Origin of the sequence: Aquisalinus luteolus, from assembly GCF_009712425.2 — a bacterium.
Lineage (GTDB): Bacteria > Pseudomonadota > Alphaproteobacteria > Caulobacterales > Parvularculaceae > Aquisalinus > Aquisalinus luteolus.
In genome coordinates, this window is sequence record NZ_VCJR02000001.1 from 1577183 (window position 1) to 1600517 (window position 23335).

At 60.3% G+C, this 23335-nt stretch carries 20 protein-coding genes and 1 pseudogene; 5 read left to right on the top strand and 16 right to left on the bottom strand.

The genetic code is table 11. The annotated features are described in order from the left end of the window. From FF098_RS07480 to FF098_RS07505, 6 genes are all read right to left on the bottom strand, one after another. Nucleotides 1-1605 carry a GMC family oxidoreductase gene (locus FF098_RS07480; RefSeq protein WP_166426380.1) on the bottom strand — a complete coding sequence of 535 codons (1605 nt, stop codon included), beginning with the start codon at nucleotides 1603-1605 and terminating at the stop codon, nucleotides 1-3. Nucleotides 1606-1681: 76 nt separating this feature from the next. Next, nucleotides 1682-2518 (bottom strand): pyrroline-5-carboxylate reductase, encoded by an 837-nt coding sequence (proC, locus tag FF098_RS07485; RefSeq protein WP_155138936.1) that lies wholly within the window; start codon nucleotides 2516-2518, stop codon nucleotides 1682-1684. A gap of 12 nt (nucleotides 2519-2530) precedes the next feature. After that, complete coding sequence (locus FF098_RS07490) at nucleotides 2531-3034, bottom strand: type III secretion system chaperone family protein (RefSeq protein ID WP_166426381.1); 504 nt, start codon at nucleotides 3032-3034, stop codon at nucleotides 2531-2533. Between the two features lie 149 nt (nucleotides 3035-3183). Next, a complete protein-coding gene (locus FF098_RS07495; protein WP_166426382.1) occupies nucleotides 3184-5439 on the bottom strand; it encodes a glycoside hydrolase in 2256 nt (751 codons plus the stop codon). Between the two features lie 65 nt (nucleotides 5440-5504). Continuing rightward, nucleotides 5505-5756, bottom strand: a complete 252-nt coding sequence (locus FF098_RS07500; RefSeq protein ID WP_155138942.1) for an accessory factor UbiK family protein — start codon at nucleotides 5754-5756, stop codon at nucleotides 5505-5507. Between the two features lie 58 nt (nucleotides 5757-5814). Continuing rightward, nucleotides 5815-6315: a CreA family protein gene (locus tag FF098_RS07505; RefSeq protein WP_155138944.1), complete on the bottom strand. Its 501-nt coding sequence runs from the start codon at nucleotides 6313-6315 to the stop codon at nucleotides 5815-5817. A 106-nt stretch (nucleotides 6316-6421) separates the two neighbouring features. Here FF098_RS07505 and lgt point away from each other — a divergent pair. From lgt to FF098_RS07525, 4 genes and pseudogenes are all read left to right on the top strand, one after another. Continuing rightward, nucleotides 6422-7261: pseudogene (gene lgt / locus FF098_RS07510) on the top strand (prolipoprotein diacylglyceryl transferase); the annotation flags it as partial. A gap of 173 nt (nucleotides 7262-7434) precedes the next feature. Continuing rightward, nucleotides 7435-8571, top strand: a complete 1137-nt coding sequence (locus tag FF098_RS07515; protein ID WP_155138946.1) for a class I SAM-dependent methyltransferase — start codon at nucleotides 7435-7437, stop codon at nucleotides 8569-8571. Between the two features lie 10 nt (nucleotides 8572-8581). Then, nucleotides 8582-9337, top strand: a complete 756-nt coding sequence (gene pgeF / locus FF098_RS07520) for a peptidoglycan editing factor PgeF (RefSeq protein ID WP_155138948.1) — start codon at nucleotides 8582-8584, stop codon at nucleotides 9335-9337. A 185-nt stretch (nucleotides 9338-9522) separates the two neighbouring features. After that, on the top strand, nucleotides 9523-10467 hold the full coding sequence (locus tag FF098_RS07525; RefSeq protein ID WP_155138951.1) for a ribose-phosphate pyrophosphokinase: 945 nt from the start codon (nucleotides 9523-9525) through the stop codon (nucleotides 10465-10467). Between the two features lie 87 nt (nucleotides 10468-10554). Here FF098_RS07525 and FF098_RS07530 read toward each other — a convergent pair whose 3' ends face one another. The 9 genes from FF098_RS07530 to FF098_RS07570 all read right to left on the bottom strand — a co-directional run bounded on the left by FF098_RS07530 (nucleotide 10555) and on the right by FF098_RS07570 (nucleotide 21943). Beyond that, nucleotides 10555-11148: a DUF4167 domain-containing protein gene (locus tag FF098_RS07530; RefSeq protein ID WP_155138952.1), complete on the bottom strand. Its 594-nt coding sequence runs from the start codon at nucleotides 11146-11148 to the stop codon at nucleotides 10555-10557. Nucleotides 11149-11494: 346 nt separating this feature from the next. Continuing rightward, the gene (gene aguB / locus FF098_RS07535; protein WP_155138954.1) at nucleotides 11495-12340 is read right to left on the bottom strand and encodes an N-carbamoylputrescine amidase; all 846 of its coding nucleotides are present in this window, start codon (nucleotides 12338-12340) and stop codon (nucleotides 11495-11497) included. Between the two features lie 16 nt (nucleotides 12341-12356). Next, on the bottom strand, nucleotides 12357-13409 hold the full coding sequence (locus FF098_RS07540) for an agmatine deiminase family protein (RefSeq protein WP_155138956.1): 1053 nt from the start codon (nucleotides 13407-13409) through the stop codon (nucleotides 12357-12359). A 15-nt stretch (nucleotides 13410-13424) separates the two neighbouring features. Continuing rightward, nucleotides 13425-14300: a peptide chain release factor N(5)-glutamine methyltransferase gene (gene prmC, locus FF098_RS07545; protein WP_155138958.1), complete on the bottom strand. Its 876-nt coding sequence runs from the start codon at nucleotides 14298-14300 to the stop codon at nucleotides 13425-13427. Nucleotide 14301: 1 nt separating this feature from the next. Continuing rightward, nucleotides 14302-15378, bottom strand: a complete 1077-nt coding sequence (gene prfA, locus FF098_RS07550) for a peptide chain release factor 1 (RefSeq protein ID WP_166426383.1) — start codon at nucleotides 15376-15378, stop codon at nucleotides 14302-14304. A 143-nt stretch (nucleotides 15379-15521) separates the two neighbouring features. Beyond that, on the bottom strand, nucleotides 15522-16640 hold the full coding sequence (ispG, locus tag FF098_RS07555; RefSeq protein WP_155138962.1) for a flavodoxin-dependent (E)-4-hydroxy-3-methylbut-2-enyl-diphosphate synthase: 1119 nt from the start codon (nucleotides 16638-16640) through the stop codon (nucleotides 15522-15524). 148 nt (nucleotides 16641-16788) lie between these two features. Next, nucleotides 16789-18129, bottom strand: coding sequence for a TonB family protein (locus FF098_RS07560; protein WP_155138964.1), 1341 nt, complete (start codon nucleotides 18127-18129; stop codon nucleotides 16789-16791). Between the two features lie 193 nt (nucleotides 18130-18322). Further along, nucleotides 18323-20605 carry a phosphoenolpyruvate--protein phosphotransferase gene (gene ptsP / locus FF098_RS07565; protein ID WP_155138965.1) on the bottom strand — a complete coding sequence of 761 codons (2283 nt, stop codon included), beginning with the start codon at nucleotides 20603-20605 and terminating at the stop codon, nucleotides 18323-18325. 9 nt (nucleotides 20606-20614) lie between these two features. Beyond that, the gene (locus tag FF098_RS07570; protein WP_205967409.1) at nucleotides 20615-21943 is read right to left on the bottom strand and encodes an aspartate kinase; all 1329 of its coding nucleotides are present in this window, start codon (nucleotides 21941-21943) and stop codon (nucleotides 20615-20617) included. Nucleotides 21944-22135: 192 nt separating this feature from the next. On the opposite strand from FF098_RS07570, the gene ubiG reads away from it, so the two are divergent. Continuing rightward, nucleotides 22136-22891, top strand: coding sequence for a bifunctional 2-polyprenyl-6-hydroxyphenol methylase/3-demethylubiquinol 3-O-methyltransferase UbiG (ubiG, locus tag FF098_RS07575; RefSeq protein ID WP_166426425.1), 756 nt, complete (start codon nucleotides 22136-22138; stop codon nucleotides 22889-22891). Nucleotides 22892-22898: 7 nt separating this feature from the next. On the opposite strand, the gene FF098_RS07580 is transcribed toward ubiG, so the two are convergent. Then, nucleotides 22899-23213 (bottom strand): ferritin family protein, encoded by a 315-nt coding sequence (locus FF098_RS07580; protein ID WP_155139488.1) that lies wholly within the window; start codon nucleotides 23211-23213, stop codon nucleotides 22899-22901. Nucleotides 23214-23335 lie beyond the last annotated feature (122 nt).

Sequence of the window (23335 nt, forward strand, 5' to 3'; positions counted from 1 at the left end):
TCACGCTTCTTTCATCGTCGCCGAAATCTTTTCCGCCATCATCATGACCGGCGCATTTGTATTGCCGCCGATAATGCTCGGCATGAGCGACGCATCGACAACCCGCAGGCCCGTCGCGCCATATACCGATCCCCCGCTATCCGTCACCGCCATCTCATCGTCTTTCCGGCCCATCCGGCAGGTGCCAACCGGATGATAGATCGTCTCCGCCCGCGCCCGGATGAATGACGCCCATTGCTCGTCCGTCCTGTCGAGATTGTCCGGATACAGCCATTTATCGACATAACCCGCCAGCGCCGGTTGCCGGGCAATTTCAGCGATCAGCTTCGCAGCCGCTATCAGGGCTTCCAGATCGCCCTCGCCTGACAGATAGGCCGGATCGATGACCGGATGCTCTGCCGGATTGGCGGAGCCGAGCCTGACCCGACCTCGCGAGGCAGGATAAAGATGGCAGGCATGCAGGGTGATGCCATTGGAGCCGATGAATTTCTCCTCGCCATGACGGTCGGAATAGCCGGGCAGGAAATGCAGCTGGATGTCGGGTTTCTCCAGTCCCTCTTGAGACTTCGCAAAGCCGCAGCCTTCGGCGAGGTTCGATGTCATCAACCCCTTGCGGCTAATAGCATATTCGCCAAGCGCCAGCGCCATCTGGCCCATGCTCTGCAGGGAATAGCCGATGGTCTTGCCGGGCTCGGATTGTGCCAGCAGCGAGATATCGAGATGGTCTTGCAGGTTCTCGCCGACGCCCGGCAGGTCAATGACGGAAGATATGCCGTAAACTGACAGATGACCCGCCGGCCCCACGCCAGACAGCATCAGCAGCTGCGGCGTGTTGATCGCCCCGGCACACAGGATCACTTCCCGCTTGGCGAGCAGCTCCTTCGCCTCGCCGTCGACAATGGCATCAATACCTTTCACCGACGTGCCATCAACAAGCACACGTCGCACCATCGCCCCGCTGAGGATCGTCAGGTTCGACCGATCCCGGACGGATGGACCAAGATAGCCGGTGTAAGCCGAGCATCGCTTGCCATCGCGGGTCGTAGTGTCGAACACGCCGATACCTTCGCGACTCCCTGCGTGAAAATCGTCGATCCGACGCAGGCCCGCCTCGATGCCTGCCTTCACGAATTGATCGGTTGCCGGATGGCCCTTGAAGACTTTCGTCACACCGAGCGGCCCGCCCTGGCCGTGCCACTGGTCCTCGCCTGCTGAGTAGTCTTCAGACTTCTTGAACCAGTGCAGCGCCTCCATCGCCGACCAGCCCTCGGCCCCCGCCTCTGCCCAGTCGTCATAATCGCCTAGGTCGCCACGGCTGTAGCACATTGCATTGATGGCCGATGATCCGCCCAGAACCTTGCCGCGCGGCCAGTAAAGGCGGCGGTTGTCGAGATGAAGCTGGGGTGCCGTGTAGTAATTCCAGTTATTACCGCGTGAGCCGAGGATTTCGCCCAGCATGCCTGGCACATGGATACGCAAATCGCGGTCTCGGCCACCGGCTTCCAACAGACACACGGATACGGACGGGTCCTCGCTCAACCGGCTCGCCATCACACAGCCCGCGGACCCTGCCCCGACAATCACATAATCGAACTCTGTGCGCATAAAAATGCCTGCCTCCCGGTTCCGGAAGGCAAGCATGAATCAGTTCAGTCGCAAAGCGCGGTATACAGCGGAGAAACTAGCTCGCCAGTTCCTTGGCACGCTTGATAGCGGCCTTCACCGCCTCTTCCATCAACGGGCGCATACCATCCTCGCGGTCAAGCACACCGACGGCCTGTGCCGTCGTGCCGCCCGGCGATTGCACCGCTTTGGACAGTTCCGGCGCTGAACGCGGATCGGCTTCCATCAGGTAACCGGCGCCGATCACCGTCTCGCGGGAGATCCGCTCCGACAGTTCGCGGTCAAGACCGACGGCGACACCGGCATCGGTCATCGCTTCGACCAGCAGGAAGGCATAGGCCGGCGCGCAGCCGGAAATCGCCATGGCGCGGTCAAGCTCGTCTTCGGAGTTCATCCAGACGGCAGAGCCGGTCGCAGAGATCAGCCGGTCGGCAGCGGCCCGCTGTTCCTCGCTGACATTATCACCAGCATAAAGCAGGGTGCAGCCCTTGCGCACTGCGGTCGGCAGGTTCGGCATCACGCGCACGATGGGGGCATTGCCTGCGCCCGCGCCTTTCAGATGATTGCGGATCGTCTCGATGGAGACACCGGCGGCGACGGACATGAACATGGTCTTGTCAATGTCGGGCCAGTCAAGGTCAGGCAGGACGGAGGGGAACATTTGCGGCTTTACGGCAAGCACGCAGATATCCCAGGCCTGATCGTTTTCGGGGTTTACCGGCACGCCGCGCGTCTCGCACATCTCAACGACGTTGGGACGACCAGACGGCGAGATGACGCCGGAACGCGCCGGATCGAGCAGGTCTTCCTCGATCCAGCCTTTGAGCATTGAGCCGCCCATGGAGCCGGCGCCAAGCAGGAGTACGGATAATTTCTCGGTGTTTATATCAGTCATGAGACCGATATATTACGCCGTGCCCTCGGTTTCAAACAAAGAAGCCGCAATTGCCTCATCGGCCGTCTTTCCGCCCCACAGGACGTAGTTGAACGCCGGGTAGAAGCGCTCGAACGCCTCGGCCGCGCCGCGGATGAGGATTTCGGCCTGAACCTCGTCAAAATCCGCCATTTCAGACAGGACCGTGCCGTTGCGATAGACGATGCCATTATCGTCCGACCACAGATCGAAATGGCCGAGCCAGACACGTTCATTAATGCGAGCAAGCAACTTGCAGACCTCGCCTAGCTTTTCCTGAGGCACTTTCAGTTCCAGCGGCGCGCCCAGCTGCAGGACACGCATGTTCTCCCGCCAGGCAAACCAGACGGCGATATCGCGCCACATGCCACCGACATTGATATGCAGCTCGGTCGCATCGACCCGCTCCGCATTCATTTCCGACTGGCTGGCTACCTGCTCGATGATATCGAGCGGATCGTTCAACTGAGGATCATCGTGGTGAAGGTCAAATGCCATTCGCTGTTCCCGTACCTTGCAACGAGCGGAAAACGCCGCCCCGCAGTTAACCATTGCGGGGCGAGTCGGGAGGTCCATCAATGATTCGTCTGGCGTGTTGAAAATCAGCAGGCGGACGCGGCTTTCCGGCAACTATGGTGGAAAACCGCCTAATCCAGAGCGGGCATCTCAAGAATCCGGGTTTCGCCACCCTTCTCAACCGCGATTCCCCGCACCGGCAAAGTCTCCCCTGTGGATAATCCACTACCGGGTAACAGGCGGGGCTCATTGGCAAAATTCACCGTCAGGGCCGTGCCATCGGCAAACTCCGTGCGCTGAACCAGCCGGTCCTCGCTGAGGAACTCAAAGCCCGTCATCTGCTGGTCCCAAAGCTCGGCGTGCAGCGGGCCCCAGACCTCGTGATAGGCTTGGATAAGCGGCATATCGCGTTTCAGGACGCTGTCATGCAGGTGGTAAAGCGGCGGGACCATATGGAGGATCTGCGTCAGGCCGATGCGGTCGCGCTGACCGACAGGCTTGAGCGAGCCGTATTCCCAGTGATGGCTGGTGATGATGCTGTCATGCAGGGCGATCTGGAACAGCGGCAGGCGGTGCCGGGGGGCATACATGGCATCCGCCACGGGTTCAGGCAGGGGCGTTGACTTGAAATAGATGTCGGGCCGCTCCGGTGGCCAGTATGTGCCGCGATAATATTCCGAGCCACGCTCGCGCATGCGCGGGTCCATCCACCCGACGGGCGGCGTCGTGATGCCATGGCCGATCACCAGGTCGCGCGAGAACAGCCAGGTGCCGTTTTCCGACGCCGTGACGAGCCCCAGATCGTTGGCGATGTACCCTATCCGGTCACGCAGCTCTGCAATGATCTCGGCCCGCCCCGTCGGGTGATCCTCGCTGTAGTCGTTATAGGACAAGCCCGTCGCATCGACATCGATGAAGTAGCTGTTGAAGCGAGCCGCGTCGGACACCGCTTTCATCCGTGTGCGCGCATAGTCGCGAACTTCGAGCGGGTTCACATAAACACCACGCCCGGCAAAGCCCGTGACTTTCCGGCCATCTTCCCGTGTATAGGCAGCAGCCTCATAAATTTCCTGACCCTGTTGCGCCGTCTGCCATGTGTCGACCAAGTCTTCAGGATGCGCGCTTGCATAGCTGTCATAGGTACCGACGAGATAGCCGGCGTCCTTCGCAACCTTGACGGCTTCCGGATGCCACAGCGCCTCCAGCCAGTTTGCCGTACCGATCCAGGCGGTATCGATCCCCGCCCCTTGCAATTCTTCGACCAAGCCAGAGGACAGCCCACCGCCCCAGCTGGCCGGATCAGCCATCATACCCGGGAACTCGCCCGTCAGCGCCGAGCGGGCCGCGTTGATCCACGCTTCCTGCGCAGCCGGGTCATGGCCACCGGGCAGCGAGGCTACCGGCGGTGCGATAAGCACTTCCGGCAGTACGAGATTGATGAACCGCGTCATCGTCGTCCGGCCATAGCCGGAGACATAGCCCTGCGGGCCGCGCGCTTCCTCGATCAGATCGTTGATTTCCTTTCGGTTTTCGGCAGGCACCGCGTCCCAGAGCACGGCAGAGAATGTTCCGCTTTCATCGCGCCGCGCAGCGAAGCGCTGCACGAAGCCTTTCCAGTCGGTGATGTCACCCGGCGAAAGCGGCCCTGAGTCATGGACATAGAGATGCGGCGCCCCGGCTAGCTTCGCTATGTCCGGGTTGTCAGCCGCTTTCTGCGCCAGCGTGCGGAAATGGTTCGTGCCCTCGAGATAGTCGCGAAAATATTTAGCGCCGATTACCGGATCGGCTGGCCCAAGCGCGATGCGAACGGTGTAGGGCTCATCGAGGTTGAACCGGGTGAAAGTCTGTCGTGCACCGACACTCAGCCGCCCGTCTTCATTGGCAAGGATCAGGTTGGCATCGAGCGGCGTCTGCAGGATATAGCTGGCAGAGATATCGCCTGCCAATGCCGTCCAGAAAGGCAGGGAGAGTTCCGAGCCGTCCATCTGTCCACGACGCGAGATCAGGAAATCAGCCCACTGAGCGTCATCGGCCTCAACCAGACGCCCCTCACCGAAAACCGGCAGGGCATAAGACTGGCCCAAATCTGCCGGGCTCCGCGGCCAGTCAAGGGCACTCGTCTCGCTAGCCGAGATGGATACCAGCAGGACATCCCCGTCGAGAGATGCTGTTACCTGATAGGCCTGCCCTTCAATTGAGAGACGCCAATGATAACCGCTGGCGCTCTCTTCCATCCTGAAAACCTGGCCATCTGGAAAGGCGGCTTCGGCAACATCGAACAAGTCGCTAGCCTGAATTGCCCCTTTGACGGCGAGGGTTTCAGTATCGATTTCAAACCGGGCGTCGGGGCTGACGAGACCTACAGTCTCGGCGCTTGCTGTCGTCAAGGACAGCAGGACCGCAACCAACCCGGCCAGAAAATGTGGCGCTATTACTCTCCCTGCGCCAGCCATCACTTGGCGTCGAGCTTGGCTTCCAGTGTCTCGATGCGCTGTTTGAGATTAGCGTTCTCTTCCATCGCCTTTACTGCCATCTCGCGCACGGCCTCGAATTCCTCGCGCTGGACGAGATCACTGTCGGCGAGGAATTTCTGCACCTGGCTGCGGAACATGGTCTCCGCTTCCTGGCGCATGCCGTCCGCGGCACCGGCGGCCTCGGTCATGGCTTTGGCGAAATGTTCGAAAAACGGGTTCGACGTCTGCATGGCAATCTCCTTTTGCAGGGAAAGTAGGCCGATACGCCGCTATCTGCAAACCTCCCTGCTACTGTGCCGCAGCAAGCTCCGGGCGCCCTTCCAGCCATTGCACGTCCTGGCCGTACATGGTCACCGTCGAAATCGCCATCTTGGCAGAGCCGTCGACCGGCTTCCTCGAATAGGCCACATAGAGCAGCGTGTCATTCACCGGGTCATAGATTCGGCGCACCGAGATGACCTTGAAGATCAGGCTAGCCTTCTGGTCGAAAACACGCTCGCCATGCTTGCCCATGTCGATATCGCCGATGACCAGCGGCCCGGTCTGGCGGCAGGCGATGGAGGCGTTCGACGGGTCCTCGAACCAGTTACCCTTGGAAACACGGTCCCAGAAACCACGGTCGAAATGGCTCAAATGGCAGGTTACGCCCTCGACCTTGGGGTCTTTCAGCGCCTCGACCTTGATCTCGTTGCCGAGCCAGTCATTCTTGAATTCGCCGACCTCCTGCTCACCGCCGCCACAGGCGGCCAAGAGAAAGCAGACAGCTAAAACGCACGAGAATCTTGTCATAAATCTTTTCCTGAACGGGGCTAAGGCCTAACAGTCCTGTAATTGGGTAAGTTCGCAGTCTGCGCAAGGGTGACAGGGCGATCAGGCGGGATTAGAAGGAATGATGATGAGCTTGCTGGCAGCGTTCGCGCTTGAAATTCCCTATCCGGACATCGATCCGGTGTTCTTCAGCATCGGCCCCCTGCCGATCCGCTGGTACGCGCTGGCCTATATCACCGGCATCGTGCTCGGCTGGATCTATGCCGTGCGCCTGTTGAAACGCGACACACTCTGGCAAGGGCCGCACGCGCAGAGCGCGCCGATGAGCCGGGAAATGCTCGACGATCTCATCTTCTGGGTCACGATCGGCATCATCCTCGGCGGTCGCCTCGGCTATGTCCTGTTCTACAAGCCGGCCTTGATCATCGCGCCGTGGGAACAGATCATAGGGTTCATCTACCTCCCGCCGGCGATCATGCTGTGGCAGGGCGGCATGTCCTTCCATGGCGGCATGCTGGGCGTCACCATTGCAGGCTTCTTCTTTGCCCGACGCCACGGCCTGAAATTTTTCTCCGTTGCCGACCTTTTTGCGGTTGCCGCACCTCTCGGTCTGTTCTTCGGGCGCATCGCCAACTTCATCAATGGCGAGCTTTATGGCCGTCCGACCGATGCGCCCTGGGCCATGGTCTTTCCGACTGACCCGCTGCAGGCCGCGAGGCACCCGAGCCAACTCTATGAAGCGTTCCTCGAAGGCATCGTCCTTTTTGCCATTCTTGCCGTCGGCATCTGGACCTTCCGCATCCTGCGCAAGCCGGGCGTGGCGACCGGCATCTTCCTCGCGGGCTATGGCCTGTCACGCATCATCGTGGAGTTCTTCCGCGAGCCCGATGCCCACATGCCTGACTTTCCACTTGGCATCACCATGGGGATGATCCTGTCCCTGCCGATGGTCATGCTCGGCGCATGGCTGATCTGGCAAGGCTGGAACGGCAAGCTTGCCGGAACGCTCGGCAAACACACATCCTCCAAGACGCAGCAGTCGAAATCCGCCTCGGCAAGCTTGAATGACAAGCCTGCAGAAAAGGCACCGGCTGCAGATACCGACACGCCGAAAACCGACCAGCCAATTAGCAAGGCCTGATGACAGACCCGAAAAAACAGGAAGACCGGGGCCCGACCCCGCTTGAAGAGATTCTTGTGCGCCTGATCGAGGATCACGGCCCCATCCGCGTCAGCGACTACATGGCCGATGTTCTCGGCCATCCGCAGCATGGCTATTACATGACCCAGACCGCCTTTGGGCAAGATGGCGACTACATAACTGCCCCTGAAATCAACCAGGTTTTCGGCGAGCTGATCGGCGCATGGCTGGTACAGGCCTGGGAAGATATCGGCGCGCCGTCCTTCTTCAACCTGATCGAACTGGGCCCGGGCCGCGGCACGCTGATGGCCGATATTCTGCGCACGGCGAAAAAAGTGAAGCCGAAGTTCCTCGATGCTGCCGGCATCTACATGGTCGAAACGTCGGGCCGCCAGCGCTATCAGCAGCAGCGCAAGCTGCATGAAACCGGTCTCGACATCACCTGGGCGGCGGACATTTCGGATATCCCCCTCGCCCCGACTCTGATCGTCGCCAACGAGTTCTTCGATTGCATGCCGATCCGGCAATTCGTGCGCACAGCCACCCAGAATGAGTCCTGCTGGCGCGAACGGCTGGTCGATGTCAGCCGTGACGACAACAATCGCCCACGCCTGCATTTCACCCTGTCAAAGGAACTACACGAGACGCCCCGCGGCGCGCCGGACTTCTCCAAGCCAGAGGATATTTTCGAGATCAGTGACGACGCTCGCGATGTGATCGAGGATATTGCCGGGCGCTTCGCCAATCACAAGGGCCGTGCCCTGATCATCGACTATGGCCATACACGCAGCGGCTTTGGCGATACGCTGCAGGCAATGCAGGCCCATCACTACTGGCCGGTCCTGAGTTCTCCGGGAGAGGCCGATGTGACCGCCCATGTCGATTTCGAGGCGCTCTCGCGCGAAGGGCTTGCCCGAGGGCTGGAGGCACACGGCACAATTGAACAGGGCCTGTTCCTTGGCCGTCTTGGCATCGAACAGCGCGCCCGCAAATTGCTGGAAAATATTATCGAGATCGAACGACCAGCCTTCGAAAATGGTGTACGTCGTCTCGTCGAGCCGGACCAGATGGGCACGATGTTCAAGGTGCTCTGCCTGTCCTCGCCCGGGCTGACGACGCCCGCGGGCTTTGAATAGCGGTCGCGCAATGGCACCGCCCTTCCTGACCTCTCCGCACATGAATGCCCGCCACGGGTTTTTCGGACGCGCAGGGGGCGTTTCCACTGGCATTTTCGAAAGCCTGAATTGTGGCCCCGGCTCCTCCGATGATTCTGCCAATGTCAGCGAAAACCGCCGACTGTGCGCCGCTGCGCTGGAAGCCGATGCCCTGTTCACAGGCTATCAGATCCATTCTGCCGAGGCGGTCTTTGTCGAGAAGGCCGACCAGTCACAGCCCAAAGCCGATGCACTCGTCACGACGACACCCGGCCTTGCCCTTGGCATCCTGACCGCCGATTGCATCCCTGTCCTGTTTCATGACCAGCGAGCTGGCGTCATCGGGGCCGCCCATGCCGGCTGGCGCGGAGCTCTCGGCGGGATCCTCGAGTCATGTGTCAGCCTGATGCAGCTGCACGGCGCGACGCCGGCAAACATTCGTGCCGCTATCGGACCGTGCCTGCGCCCGCCGCATTTTCAGGTCGGCGATGACCTTGTTAGCGCTTTCATCGAGAAATATCCCGTCAGCACACGGTTTTTTACCCCTGAAGAAAATAACGGAAAATACCAGTGCGACCTGACGGCATTTGCCACATGGCGTCTGTGCGAGCAGGGGCTCGAAGCCGCAAACATCGTCGATACCGGCGACAATACACTGGCCGACCCTGAAAGATATTTCAGCTATCGCCATTCCAGACAGGCTGGTCATGCGGACTATGGACGGAACCTGTCTGCAATCGTGCTTTGAAAACCACCCGCCAAAATATTTTAAGGAACTGCGGCTATCAGTGGTTGCCTCGGGTTTAAAAAAACGTCACAAACCCGGTGACGACGAAAGAACGGGATCAGGCGTGCATGGGGCGACGCCGCTTGGACCGTCCAGCGGGACGGTCGGACTGATATTTCCACACCCAGCGGGACACGGGTAACGTCATGAAAATTCTCTCCGGCAATGGCAATCTGACCCTGGCGAAAGACATTGCGAAAGTCCTTCACGTCAACCTGACCGAAGCCGAGATAAAGACCTTCGCTGATGGCGAAGTTTTCGTGGAAATTCATGAAAACGTGCGCGGCGAAGACGTCTTCGTTATCCAATCGACTTCCAAGCCCGCGAACGACAACCTGATGGAACTGCTGATCACCATCGATGCCCTGTCGCGCGCCTCGGCGAGCCGGGTGACGGCGGTACTGCCATATTTCGGATATGCCCGCCAAGACCGCAAGGCCGGTCCGCGCACGCCGATCTCGGCCAAGCTGGTAGCAAACCTCATCACCACGGCAGGTGCCGACCGTGTACTGACGGTCGATCTCCACGCAGGCCAGATCCAGGGCTTCTTCGACATCCCGACCGACAACCTCTATGCGGTCAAGGAAATGGAAAACCATATCCGCGCGAACTATCCGGTCGATTCAGACAGGGTCTGCGTCGTCTCGCCGGATGTCGGCGGCGTCGTGCGCGCCCGCAGCCTTGCCAAGCGCCTCGGCAATGTGCCGCTCGCCATCGTCGACAAGCGCCGCCAGCGTGCCGGTGTTTCCGAAGTCATGCACATCATCGGTGAAGTGAAGGGCATGCACTGCATCCTGTTCGACGACATCGTCGATTCAGGCGGTACACTCGTCAACGCGGCCGAAAAGCTGATGGAAGAAGGTGCCAGCTCCGTTGCTGCCTATGTCACTCACGGCGTGCTCTCCGGTGAAGCCGTGTCCCGTATCGAGAACGCCAAAGGTCTTGAGCGGCTGGTCGTCAGCGACTCGATCGAAGCGACAGAGGCTGTCCGGAACAGCAAGAAGGTCGAACAGGTCTCGATCAACAAGCTGCTTGGCGAAGCCATCCGCCGCATCGCCAACGAGGAAAGCGTCTCCAGCCTGTTCGACTGATCGGCGCTGTGAACAAACCAGAATCAAAAAGCCCGGCCATTGAGCCGGGCTTTTCAGTATCAGTAATTGAGTGATCTGTCGTGCGACCTACTCGGCAGCAACTTCGGCCACCTTGCCTTCGTCACCGGACTGATCATTGCCATTGTCGTCGCTGTCCGAAGACGATTTGCGCGATGTCCGGCGAGTACGGCGGCGGCGCGGTTTTTCTTCGCCCTCACCTTCACCGCTATCGCTATCGGCGCTCTGGTCGCTCTTGTCCTCTCCAGAATCCTCTGAAGACTTGTCCTCGGCAGTCTTGTCGCTGGAATGGTCGTTCTCGGACTTGTCCCTGCGCGAAGACCTGCTTGATCTCTTGGCCTTGCTTTCACCATCATCGCTATCATCGTCATTGCTGACGGATGGCTGAGGCTCGTCGGACGGGTCATTCTGCTGGTTCTGTTGCTGCGGAGGCTGCATTGCCTTCATCACACGGAAGTAATGCTCTGCATGCTGAAGCAAGCTTTCCGCGCGCACCCGGTCGCCGGCGGATGCCGCGTCGCGGGCCAGTGTCTGGTACTTGTCGTGGATCTGGAGAGCCGTCCCGCGAATCTTGACTTCAGGTCCGGTGGAATCAAGAGCCCGGTTTACGTTGGGGCTCTGACGGCGCCGCTGGTTACGGCCGCGCTTCATGTTCTGCGCCATAAGGTAGTATCACCCTTTTTTACTGATCTTGTTTGAATAATGTTAGCTGCTTTCGCTTGCCGGGATACGCAAGCACAGCGGCTTGGATCCTCGTCTGGCCAAAAGGATTATGTCCCCGCGCGGATCGTATCCGCCATTTTCTCAGGCTATGCCCCTTACGGTCTTACCGTGCTGATTGATCTTGTCCTGTTGTCATCGCTCGGTTCAGCAAATGACGATAAAGTTGTGGGATCTGAGATCAAAAAGCAGTCTGAAAAACCCGTTTTCAGTTCTGTTACTTAGCATAATAACGATGTTATTCGTTAATTCAAACCCTTTTTTCGCGCCAATCGGCCCGGTTCTGGCCTTATGCCTGGCTTATGACGCCATAAAGTTCGGGCCTGCGGTCGCGGAAAAAGCCGAAAGCAGCTCTCGCACGCTCCATTTCGTCGAAATCGACCTCAGCCATGGTGAAACCCGTCTCGGTGCGGTTCAGTTCCGCCATGATGTCACCACGGTGATTCGCGATGAAGGATGTGCCGTAGAAAACCTGGCCCTCTTCGTCGCCGACCCGGTTCGCCGCCGCGACCGGCACGACGTTGGAGACCGCATGACCGATCATCGCCCGGCGCCATGGCGCGGAAGTGTCGAGATCCGGCTCCTCCGGCTCGGTGCCGATGGCGGTCGGATAGAGCAGCACCTGGGCGCCCATCAGCATCATCGCGCGGGCTGTCTCCGGAAACCACTGGTCCCAGCAGATGCCGACGCCGAGGCGGCCATGGCGCGTGTTCCATACCTTGAAACCGGTATTGCCCGGGCGGAAATAGAATTTCTCCTCATAGCCCGGCCCGTCGGGAATATGGCTCTTGCGGTAAATACCGGGGGTAGACCCGTCCGCATCCGCCATGACGAGAGAATTGTAGTAATGCGGCCCGTCCTTCTCATAAATCGACAGAGGCAGCGCCACGCCCAGTTCACCGGCGAGCGGGGCCAGCTGCGTGACCACGGGATGCTCCTGCCACGGATAGGCGGAGGCGAAGAACTCGTCCTTTTCTACCTTGCAAAAGTACGGCCCCTGAAACAGTTCCGGCGGCAGGATGATCTCCGCCCCGGCATCGGCAGCCTGTTTCACCAAATCGGCCACGAGGTCGATATTGGCCTGCATGTCATCGCCGAACGGCGCCTGGAGAACGGCAATCTTCTTTACGGTCATCCGTGTACCTCTTTATCTATCTGGGCTGCTGCTGCGTGATGCAGTGGAACGATCCACCGCCGGTCAGCACATGGGTCGCATCGATGGCATGGACATGTTCGCGGCCGACGGCATCGGCGAGCAGTTCCACCGCCTCCATCGCATAGCTTTCCTGTTTCTCAGTCGTGGCATAGACCGGCACGACCAGCGACTTGTTGGCGATATAGAAATTCATGTGGCTCGCCGGTACGATCTCGCCATCCTCGTTCAGGATGCGGCCCGGCGACGGGATCTCGATCACCTCCAGCTTGCGGCCGGTGGCGTCCCGCGCCCCTGCCAGCGCATCGCGGATCGCGCGGTAAGCGTCCCTGTTCGGATCATCCTCGCCGGACGGCGCCATGCACACGACCTTCCCCGGCGCGACGAAGCGGGCGATATTATCGACATGGCCGTCCGTGTGGTCGTTCAGCAGACCGTCATCGAGCCAGACGACTTTCTCGATACCAAGAGCCTCAGCCATCAGCGCCTCGAACCGCGCCTCCGTCATGCCCTTGTTGCGGTTCGGGTTCAGCACGCACTGGCGCGTGGTCAGGATCGTGCCCTGCCCGTCCGTGTCAATGGCTCCGCCCTCAAGAATAAAATCGTGTGCGGACAATTTGGTGTCCGCCATCTTGGCAACGATCGGCGCGATCTCGTCATCGGATTCCAGCAAATACTTTCCGCCCCAGCCATTAAAGCCGAAGCGAGACGCAGTCAGCCCGCTACCGGCCTTTACGAAGATCGGCCCGGTATCGCGCAACCAGATATCGCCAATGGGCGCCTCATGCAGGAACAGCCGGCCCGTCTGGATCAGATCATCCAGCATCGCCTCGGCGCTGTTGCGGGCTTCCTCGCCGCGCAAGAGGATATGCACGGTCTCGCCCGCGACGCTGTCATTTTCGGGGTCCGGCATGGCGATCGCCTCGAACAGGGCGGCGACTTCCTCGCGCGCGGGGGCGAGATTGTCTTCCCACAGATCGGCTGCGCTCGGCCAGGCAGACCAGACCGCTTCGTGCTCATCCCATTCTGCAGGGAAATGAATGTCGGCCATGAATGGCTCCTCGTCTTATTGGGCCGGCAAGAGCGCGACGGCGCGCGCATGCCCGGCTAGGTCGTTTCTGGTGATAACAGATATCTCACGGCCTTGTGCCGCAAATCCAGCCTTCATCAGGCTTTCTATATCGCTGGCCTGTCCGGCGCCCGCCTCGATGATGACGATCCCGTTTTCGGCCAGCTGTTTCGGCAGCATATGGGACAGGATGAGATAGGCATCAAGTCCCTTTTCTCCGGCAAACAACGCCATGGCCGGTTCGTAATCTTTCACCTCGACTGACAGGCTGTCGCGATCGCCGTCCGGTATATAGGGCGGGTTTGAGATGATCAGGTCAAACTTGCCGGAGACCGGCTCGGCGAAATCATGCTCCTGTACCTCGACGCGCTCGCCCAGTCCCAGCGCCTCGAAATTGCGCGAGGCGATAGCCAGTGCCGCCGGGCTGAGGTCGACTGCAACGCCTCTCGCCTGGGGAAATTCCGTCAGCAATGCAGCGAGCAAGCATCCGCTGCCGGTACCAAGGTCGAGGATCGTTTCCGGCGGGCGGGCGAGGCACAATTCGCGCGCCAGTTCGATCAACGTTTCACTGTCCGGTCGCGGCGACAGCACATCACCCGAAACCTGAAAACTCAGGCCCCAGAATTCCTTCTCGCCGGTGATCTGCGCCAGCGGTTCCCCGGCGGCGCGGCGGGCTACCAGTGACTCGTAATGGGCTGCCTCTTCCGCCCCCAGCCTGTGATCAGGCCAGCCGATGAGGTCGGCATGGGACAGGCCGGTGACATGCTGCAAGAGAAGACGGCTGTCGAGCCGCGCAGTCTGGCTGGTGCCTGCAAGCGACACGACGCCAGCCTTCAGCGCGTCGGCGACGGTCGTGCCGGGCGCTAGGGCCATCTTATGCGTCTTCGCTTTCCATGGCCGCCAAGCGGTCAGCCTGGTCCTGCTCGGTCAGCGCGTCGATCAGTTCGTCCAGCGCCTCGCCGGCGATCACCTTGTCGAGCTTGTAGAGCGTCAGGTTGATGCGGTGGTCGGTCACCCGGCTTTGCGGGAAATTATAGGTGCGAATGCGTTCGGACCTATCACCGGAGCCGATCTGGCCCTTGCGCTCAGCCGCGCGTTCCGCATCGGCGCGGGCGCGTTCAGCATCGTAAAGGCGCGCCATGAGAACCTTCATAGCCTTGGCGCGGTTCTTGTGCTGGGATTTCTCGTCCTGCTGGATGACGACGACGCCAGTCGGCAGGTGAGTAATGCGAACCGCAGAGTCCGTCGTGTTCACCGACTGGCCACCCGGGCCGGAGGCGCGGAACACGTCGATCCGCAAGTCGTTTTCGTTGATCTGGATGTCGACATCTTCCGGTTCCGGCAGCACGGCGACGGTCGCGGCGGAGGTGTGAACACGGCCCTGCGTCTCCGTTTCCGGCACGCGCTGGACCCGGTGAACGCCGGACTCATATTTCAACCGGGCAAAGACGTTATCGCCGCTGATCGAGGCCTGGATTTCCTTGTAGCCGCCCATGTCGGATTCCGAAGCGGACAATACCTCGACCCGCCAGCCGACGATCTGGGCGTGGCGCTGATACATGCGGAACAGGTCGCCCGCGAACAGCGCCGCCTCGTCGCCACCTGTGCCGGCACGGACCTCGAGGATGACGCTGGCATTGTCGGCCTTGTCCTTGGGCAGCAGCATGATCTGCAGCTGTTTTTCCAGTTGCGGCATGCGTTCCTTCAGTGCTTCCAGCTCTTCCCATGCGAGTGCCGCCATCTCCTTGTCATCGGAATAGGCCATCTCGTTGAGGTCATCGATCTGGTTGCGGGCATCCAGCAGTTCGCGCCCGGCCTCGGCAACGGGCCGCAATTCCGCATGCTCCTTTGACAGGCGGACGATATCATCCGGATTGGTCACGACGGACATCTTTTCTTCGACAGCCTTGAACCGGCTGATCAGAGCGTCCAGTTTTTCACTCGGTATCACGCGTATTATCCTTAACAAAAACGGGATAACTCTCCCCAGAGCTATCCCGCATATCGCGGTATTCTAGCAATTGCGCAAGATCACTGCAAATCGTCACGGCAATGCGAAGGCTGCCAAACGGCTTCCCGTTCCGTCAGCAGCAGTTATTCAGCCGCATCAAGGCTTCTTGCTGCCTCGATCTCTTCGGCTTTTTTCTCAACCAATTCAACAAGATGGTCAATCATTTTGTCGTTTGACATCTTGTGGTCGGGCAGCCCAGCCAGATAGACCATGCCGGACTGGGCACCGCCGCCGGTAAAGCCGATATCCGTCTCTCGTGCCTCGCCCGGCCCGTTTACCACGCACCCGATCACCGACAGGGTCATCGGCGTCGTGATATGCGCGAGGCGCTGTTCGAGAATTTCCACTGTCTTGATCACGTCGAAGCCCTGGCGGGCGCAGGACGGGCAGGAAATCACGTTCACGCCGCGATGGCGCAAATTGAGGCTCTTCAGGATATCGAAGCCGACCTTCACCTCTTCCACCGGGTCGGCGGAAAGGGACACGCGGATCGTGTCGCCGATGCCGGCCCAGAGCAGCGAGCCAAGACCAATGGCGGACTTCACCGAGCCAATGCGCAGGCCTCCGGCCTCTGTCACGCCCAGATGCAACGGCGCGTCTGTCGCTTCGGCCAGCGCGTGATAGGCGGCAACGGTCAGGAAGACGTCGGACGCCTTCACCGAGATCTTGTACTCATGGAAGTCATTGTCATCGAGGATGCGGGCGTGATCGAGGGCGCTTTCCACCATCGCTTCGGGGCATGGCTCGCCATATTTTTCCAGCAGGTGCTTTTCCAGCGAGCCACCATTTACGCCGATACGCATGGAGCAGCCATTGTTGCGGGCGGCGGAGATCACCTCCCTTACCCGGTCTGCCTTACCGATATTGCCCGGATTGATGCGCAGGCAGGCAGCACCGGCCTCGGCGGCCTCGATCCCGCGTTTATAGTGGAAGTGAATATCAGCCACGATCGGCACGGGCGAGAACTTGCAGATCTCCTTCATTGCCGCGGTGGACGGCTCGTCCGGGCAGGAAACGCGCACGATATCCGCACCGGCCTCAGCCGCCTGCTCGATCTGCTGCAGGGTCGCCTTTGCGTCGGCGGTGGAGGTATTGGTCATCGTCTGCACGGCGATCGGCGCGTCGCCGCCGACCGGCACATTGCCGACCATGATCTGACGGCTCTTGCGCCGTTCGATATCCCGCCATGGACGTACACTCATGAGATTTGCCTTCTTGTCGCGCGAACACCTGCTCTTGGCTGGCCGAATGCTCCATGTGAGCAATCCGAAGCCCGGGTCAAGGCCCGGTCAGGTCGGCATGATTATGCCAGTGCGCTGTCTATCAGCACAATGGCCTGTTTTTGCGAAATTATTGTGGCAATTCGAAGCGGAAGCGTGTCGAGCGGGTATAAACCGGGATCGGGTTGCCATTGCGTGTCGCGGGATCGAAGCTCCAGCGCGAGACGGCAGAAATTGCTGCGGCATTGAAGCATTCATTCGTGGTCTCGGTCACGCGAACATTGACCGGCGCACCACGGCTGGAAATGTCATAGGTCACGACAACCGCCTCAGTACCGGTCGAAAGGCGCTCGCAGCGGCGCGGATAGATCGGGGAGACCCGGGCGGTACTGACAGGTTCGGTATAGACTGCCTCTGTCACTTCGTTCGTCTCGACAGTCTCTGCGCCCTCTTCATCAAGCGCTTCCGGCGCAGCCTGACCGACAATCGCCTGTGGCGTCTGATCGATTACATCGGTCGCACTGGCAAGGCCGGTGTCCGAGGCCTCGAGTTCGTCTTCTGCCTCAGTCGCGGCGGGTTCTGTTGCCGTAACTTCAGGTTCTACCGGCTGCTCGACAGGGGCAATCTGCTCGGCATTGAGCTGTTCTGCGGCAGAAATATCTGACAGCGCCTCCTCGCCAGACGCAATCGCCGCAGCATCTTGCTCGGACAGGGCCGGATCAACGGTTTCGCCCAGCAGCACTGCAGCGGCGTCTGTCGGAATTTCTACAGGTACATCACCATCTGCGGGCATGGTAGGATCGGTAACTGCCTCGCCGTTCTCCGCAGCAAGATCGACTGCTGTGGCGTCGAGCCCTGTCGGCTCCTGCGTTTCATTGGTCGGCATTCCGGGGATCGGTTCGACATTGGTGTTGGGTTGCGGACGGGCGACCGGGACTTCATTCGCGCCGCCATTGCTGGCCGTTCGCGCGTCGATCGGACGCTCCTGCAGCGGCGTGCCGGCGATTTGGACCGGGCCATCCGTCTCCGGCTCGCGCAGCACCTGCCAGGCGACCCAGATGATGAAGGCAAGAATGGCGACAACGGCGAGCAGCGACAATTCCTTGCCACCGGAAAGCTCGCGCCGGGCCGGCATGTTCACCTGCGGCGCGATCGAAGACCGCGCATAACCCGCCTCTTCCCTGAAGCGATTGACCAGTGCGTCAGCAGGCAGCTCCAGCAACTGGGCATAAGCCTTGACGAAACCGGTCGTGTAGGCAGCAACCGGCAGCTTGCCGATCTCCATCGCCTCGATCGCTTCGATATGGACTTCACGGATATTGGTCGCTTCGGAGACATCCTCGATCGATAGCTTGCGTGACTCCCGCGCCGCGCAAAGCATGGCCCCGGCGGACTGGAAGCTGTCATCCTTGACGGAGCCGCGTTTTACGCGCTCCTCATCAAGCTCTACGACATCTGCGACACTAGACATGACTATCCCCAACTCCGTATCCGGCAGTGCCAGAACGATACTGGCAGTATGGCCGTGGTCGGCCCCGAAATTCAATCAGGTTGTATGATGCGAATCCGATGCCAACACACCTTTGGCCTGAGGAAAATAAATATTTTGCTGCGATGCAAAGGCAGTGGGTGCGAAATAGTTCACAACCCCCTCAAAAACCTGCCTAAAGCGCCACTCCATGGCGATAGGCATATTCCAGCAGCTCATCGCGCAAGGTCTGTTTGCTGGACTGTAGGCGGGGCTCAAGCCACGCAACGAGGTCGTTCAGGTCGATAGAACGAATCATTTTCTTCAACGGACCGATGGAGGATGCAGGCACGGACAGGCGCTGGATATCCAGCGCCATCAGGGCCATCGCCATCAATGGATCGGCTGCCTGCTCCCCGCAATAGCAGATCGGCTTGTCGGCCAGATTGGCCTTGTCGGCGATCATTTTCAGGAAGCTGAGAAAGGCCGGGTGCAGAGGATCATACCGTCCTGTCAGCTTGTCGGACTCCCGGTCGGCGGCGAAGAAAAACTGCGCCAGGTCATTGCCACCAAGCGACAGGAAGTCGACCAGCGGTGCGATGTGCTCCACACGCCACGCAGCCGACGGGATTTCTATCATCGCACCCAGCTTGATCGAAGCTGGCAGCGGCTTGTCCTGCCGTTTGCGCCGCTCGATTTCCTTATCGATGATGGCACGGGCCTGCACGATCTCGTCACTCGTCGTGACCAGCGGCAGCAGGATACTCAGTTCACGGCCTTCCGCCGCAGCGATCAGCGCGCGCAGCTGCGGGCGGAGCAGGCCTTCGCGGTCAATCGACATGCGCAGGCCGCGCCAGCCCATGGCCGGGTTCGCCTCGTGGGACATCTTCATGTAGGTCGCGGCCTTGTCGCTGCCGAGATCGGCGGTACGGAACACGATGGGTTTGTCATGCGCCGCATCAAGGATAGAGCGGTACAGCGTCTCCTGTTCCTGCGCCGTCGGTAGTTGCGGCCCGATCAGGAATTGCAGCTCTGTGCGGAAAAGGCCAATCCCCTCCGCCCCGGTCGCATCCAGATGCGGCATGTCGATGGCAAGACCGGCATTCAGGAATAATTCGATATTCGTCCCGTCCTTCGTTACTGCCGGCAGGTCGCGAAGGGCGGCATAAGCCTTCTGCTCTTCGGAATAGATCGCCAGCTTGTCTTCATAGGACGAGATAATGTCCGAGCCCGGACGAAGGTGGATCTCGCCCGTGCCGCCATCGACAATGATGCGGTCGCCGATCTCTGCCTTGTCGATCACTGACGGGCACTTGCCCAGCAGCGGGATACCTAGAGAACGGGCAACGATCGCCGCGTGGGAGGTATCGGACCCCTCACCCAGCACGATCCCCTTCAGCTTGTTGCGGTCGAGTTCGAGAATTTCAGCCGGCCCGAGAGAGCGTGCGAGCAGCACGGCATCCTGCGGCAATTCCAGCTGCGCCTGATAGGCATCGCCGCCCAGCGCCCTGAGCAGCCGACGCGACAGGTCGTCGAGGTCGTGCATGCGCTCGCGGATATAGGGGTCCTTGGCCTGGCGCATGCGCTTGCGGTTCTCGCCCTGCACCTGCTCCACGGCGCTTTCCGCCGTCAGGCCGGACTGGACCGCATCTTCCAGCCGCCGTGCCCAACCCTTGTCATAGGCAAACAGGCGATAGACCTCCAGCACCTCACGCGAGACGGTGGCAAGGTCCTGGTTGGCGGCAATCATCTCGTCGATGGACTTGCGCAGGGAAGCGAGCCCGGTTTGCAGGCGCTCGATCTCCTCGGCGACGTTATCGGCGAACACGCGGTGCTTGGGCGCCGGCGGCTCATGCAGCGCAACCGTGCCGATGGCGATACCGGCAACGATGGGCGCACCCATGAGATGCTCATGACGATGCAGGACGCGGTCGACTTCCTGCGCATCGGCCTCCTCCAGCAGGTCGCCGGCGGCGACGATTTCGGCCAGCACGGTCGCGACGATCTGTGCGGCTTCGACCTCTTCCTCCGTATACTCACGGACAGCCTTGTTCTGGATGACGAGAACGCCCAGCACCTGGCCGGTGCGGATGATCGGCACGCCCAGGAATGCGTTCAGCAATTCCTCGCCGACTTCAGGCCGGAACGAGAAAGACGGGTGCTTGGGCGCATCGCGCAGGTTGATCGGCTCCGCCGTGCGGGCAACATACCCAACAAGGCCCTCGCTCCACTGCATGCGCGTATTGTGCACGGCATCAGGGTTCAGGCCCTGCGTGGAGAACAGCTCCAGCATGTCATCGGCGCGGCGCAGATAGATCGAGCAGACATCGGCCACCATGTTGTTGGCGATAGCGCTGGTCAGGTGATCGAGCCGCTGCTGCGCCCCCTCCTCGACAGCCATGACCTCGCGCAGGCGCTTTAGCAGCACGCGCGGCGAGCTCGTCTGGGTGCCGAGGCGTATGGAGCTGTCTATGGGCATGTTACGGGATCAGGATGCCTCAGCCAGGTTATGGAGACCATAGGCCTGATGCAGCGCCCTGACGGCCAGCTCTGTATATTCGGAATGGATCAGCACGCTGATCTTGATCTCCGACGTCGAGATATTCAGGATATTGATGCCGCGATCAGCCAGCGTCTTGAACATTGTCGCGGCGACACCGGCATGGCTTTTCATCCCGACACCAATGACCGAAACTTTCGACACATTGCGGTCGGCGACGACATCCGTATAGCCGATCTCGTCCTTCAACCCGGCCAGCAGGTCCTGCGCCCTGGACAGGTCTGTCTCGTCAAGCGAGAAGGAAATGTTTGCCGCCTTGCCGGTCTTGGCCGGTGACTGGACGATCATGTCGACATTGATATTGGCCTTGGCCAGTTCGTTGAATATTCGTGCTGCACGGCCCGGCTCATCCGGAACCGTCATCAGGCTGATCTTCGCTTCGGACCGGCTGGGCGTAACGCCGCTGACTATATGTTTTTCCACGATCTCTTCCTCATCGCAAATTACGGTGCACGGATGCATCTTGCCGTCCCGGGCTTCTGCCGGATCGGCGAAGCTCGACAGAACCCGCAGCCGAACATGATACGCCATGGCAAGTTCCACCGAGCGGGTCTGCAAAACCTTCGCGCCCAGGGACGCCATTTCCAGCATTTCCTCATAGGAAACACGGGAAAGCCGGCGCGCATCCTGGGTGATGCGTGGATCGGTCGTATAGACACCGTCCACATCAGTATAAATGTCGCAGCGCTCCGCGCCAAGGGCGGCGGCAAGCGCGACGGCAGTGGTGTCAGACCCGCCACGGCCGAGCGTTGCGATACGCCCGTCCGGCGCGATGCCCTGGAAACCGGCGACGATGGCGATCTCGCCGCTGTCGATTGCCGGGGCGAGATTATCCGCCGGAATATCGAGAATACGCGCCTTGCCATGGGCTTCGCTCGTTTTCAGCGGGATCTGCCAGCCCTGCCACGACCGTGCCTTGTAGCCATGGGATTGCAGCATGACGGCGAGCAGCCCCGAAGTCACCTGCTCACCGGAGGAGACGACGGCGTCATATTCAAGGTTGTCCGAGACGCGTGAATTGCCGCGTGTACTTGCCTTCTTGACGTAATCAACGAGCTTGTTCGTCTCGCCTGCCATGGCCGAAACCACGACGACCACTGCATTGCCGGCATCGGCTTCGAGCTTCACGAATTCAGCGACCCGCGCGATACGCTCGATATCGGCGACGGACGTGCCGCCGAATTTCATTACGATCCGTGAGCCGGTGCTCTGGCCGGGCGCGCCTATTGCCGCATTCTCGTCGGTTGGGGAAGACATCTCAATTCCATCAACTATATGAATTCCAACAAGGAAGTGCCATTGCCAGACGATGGGGTTTGGGCCCAGAATCCGGCGCCGGTCTTCCAAGAGCGCATGTCTAAGGGCGTCGCCCCTTCAGTGCAAGCAAGAGGTTAGGAAATTATCGTGTCAGAAACGGCAAATAAGGCAGAATCCACTAGGCAAGCACCTGTGTGCTCGCCCTCCGGCACCACTGTGGATGCGGGTGAGATCGACAAGTTTTCAGCCATGGCCGCCGACTGGTGGGACCCGACCGGCAAGTTCAAGCCGCTGCACAAGTTCAACCCGATCCGCCTGACCCATATCCGTAACGAGATTTGCGCCCATTTCGGCCGTGACCCGAATGCCCCGCGCCCACTGGAAGGCTTGCGTCTTCTCGACATCGGTTGCGGCGGTGGCCTTGTGTCTGAGCCGATGGCGCGTCTGGGCGCCGAGGTGACCGGCATCGATGCCGCCGAAAAGAACGTGAAGACCGCCCTCACCCATGCCGCAGAACAGGGCGTGACCGTCGATTATCGCGCAACAACTGCCGAGGACCTGCTGGCCAGCGATATCGAGCCCTTCGATGTCGTCCTGAACCTCGAAGTCGTCGAGCATGTCGCCGATGTCGACCTGTTCCTGAAGACCTCGGCCAATCTGGTGCGCCCCGGCGGCATCATGTTCGTTGCGACGATCAACCGTACGCTGAAGGCCTTCGCCACGGCGAAATTCGCGGCGGAATATATCCTGCGCTGGCTGCCCATCGGCACCCATGACCAGAACAAGTTCGTCAAGCCCGAGGAAGCCCGCCACGCTCTCGAGGGCGCCGGCATGGTGGTCGAACCACCTGTCGGCATGACCTACCAGCCCCTGTCGGACAAGTGGCACGTCACCGGCGATGCATCGGTCAACTACATGATCACCGCGACCAAGCCGCAGCTGTCCTGACAGGCGCCTAGTCGCCGTTGCGGCCCATGACCTCGTGCTCCTGTTCGAGGATATTTCCCTCCGTGAACAGATAGTCCTTCATTTCCTTGGCGAAGGTCTCGTCGTTGCGGCGCAGCCATTCCAGCGTCATCATGGCGTGCTCGACTTCCTCACGCATATTGTGCAGCAGGATTTCGCGCAACTCGGCGTCGTCGCAATCATCGGCGCGCTGGGCATACCAGTCGACCGCCTCCAGCTCCTCCATCAGCGAGGAAATTGCATAGTGCATCTTCAGCGTCTTCGCGGACAGTTTTCCGTACGGAACGTGAAACCCTTCAGCCATATCGTCATCACCCTCAATGTCAGTTGATCGGTCCCCGCCCCCACGGCCCGAACCGGTATCGAGAAACCGTCTTTTTGTATCCGGCGTCGACCGCCGGTTGCGTCTGAAAGTCGGAAATTTCA

Coding starts and splice junctions, on each gene's coding strand:
- FF098_RS07480 (WP_166426380.1), bottom strand. CDS start 1,605: ATGCGCACAGAGTTCGATTATGTGATTGTCGGGGCAGGGTCCGCGGGC.
- proC (WP_155138936.1), bottom strand. CDS start 2,518: ATGACTGATATAAACACCGAGAAATTATCCGTACTCCTGCTTGGCGCC.
- FF098_RS07490 (WP_166426381.1), bottom strand. CDS start 3,034: ATGGCATTTGACCTTCACCACGATGATCCTCAGTTGAACGATCCGCTC.
- FF098_RS07500 (WP_155138942.1), bottom strand. CDS start 5,756: ATGCAGACGTCGAACCCGTTTTTCGAACATTTCGCCAAAGCCATGACC.
- FF098_RS07505 (WP_155138944.1), bottom strand. CDS start 6,315: ATGACAAGATTCTCGTGCGTTTTAGCTGTCTGCTTTCTCTTGGCCGCC.
- FF098_RS07515 (WP_155138946.1), top strand. CDS start 7,435: ATGACAGACCCGAAAAAACAGGAAGACCGGGGCCCGACCCCGCTTGAA.
- pgeF (WP_155138948.1), top strand. CDS start 8,582: ATGGCACCGCCCTTCCTGACCTCTCCGCACATGAATGCCCGCCACGGG.
- FF098_RS07525 (WP_155138951.1), top strand. CDS start 9,523: ATGAAAATTCTCTCCGGCAATGGCAATCTGACCCTGGCGAAAGACATT.
- FF098_RS07530 (WP_155138952.1), bottom strand. CDS start 11,148: ATGGCGCAGAACATGAAGCGCGGCCGTAACCAGCGGCGCCGTCAGAGC.
- aguB (WP_155138954.1), bottom strand. CDS start 12,340: ATGACCGTAAAGAAGATTGCCGTTCTCCAGGCGCCGTTCGGCGATGAC.
- FF098_RS07540 (WP_155138956.1), bottom strand. CDS start 13,409: ATGGCCGACATTCATTTCCCTGCAGAATGGGATGAGCACGAAGCGGTC.
- prmC (WP_155138958.1), bottom strand. CDS start 14,300: ATGGCCCTAGCGCCCGGCACGACCGTCGCCGACGCGCTGAAGGCTGGC.
- ispG (WP_155138962.1), bottom strand. CDS start 16,640: ATGAGTGTACGTCCATGGCGGGATATCGAACGGCGCAAGAGCCGTCAG.
- FF098_RS07560 (WP_155138964.1), bottom strand. CDS start 18,129: ATGTCTAGTGTCGCAGATGTCGTAGAGCTTGATGAGGAGCGCGTAAAA.
- ptsP (WP_155138965.1), bottom strand. CDS start 20,605: ATGCCCATAGACAGCTCCATACGCCTCGGCACCCAGACGAGCTCGCCG.
- FF098_RS07570 (WP_205967409.1), bottom strand. CDS start 21,943: ATGTCTTCCCCAACCGACGAGAATGCGGCAATAGGCGCGCCCGGCCAG.
- FF098_RS07580 (WP_155139488.1), bottom strand. CDS start 23,213: ATGGCTGAAGGGTTTCACGTTCCGTACGGAAAACTGTCCGCGAAGACG.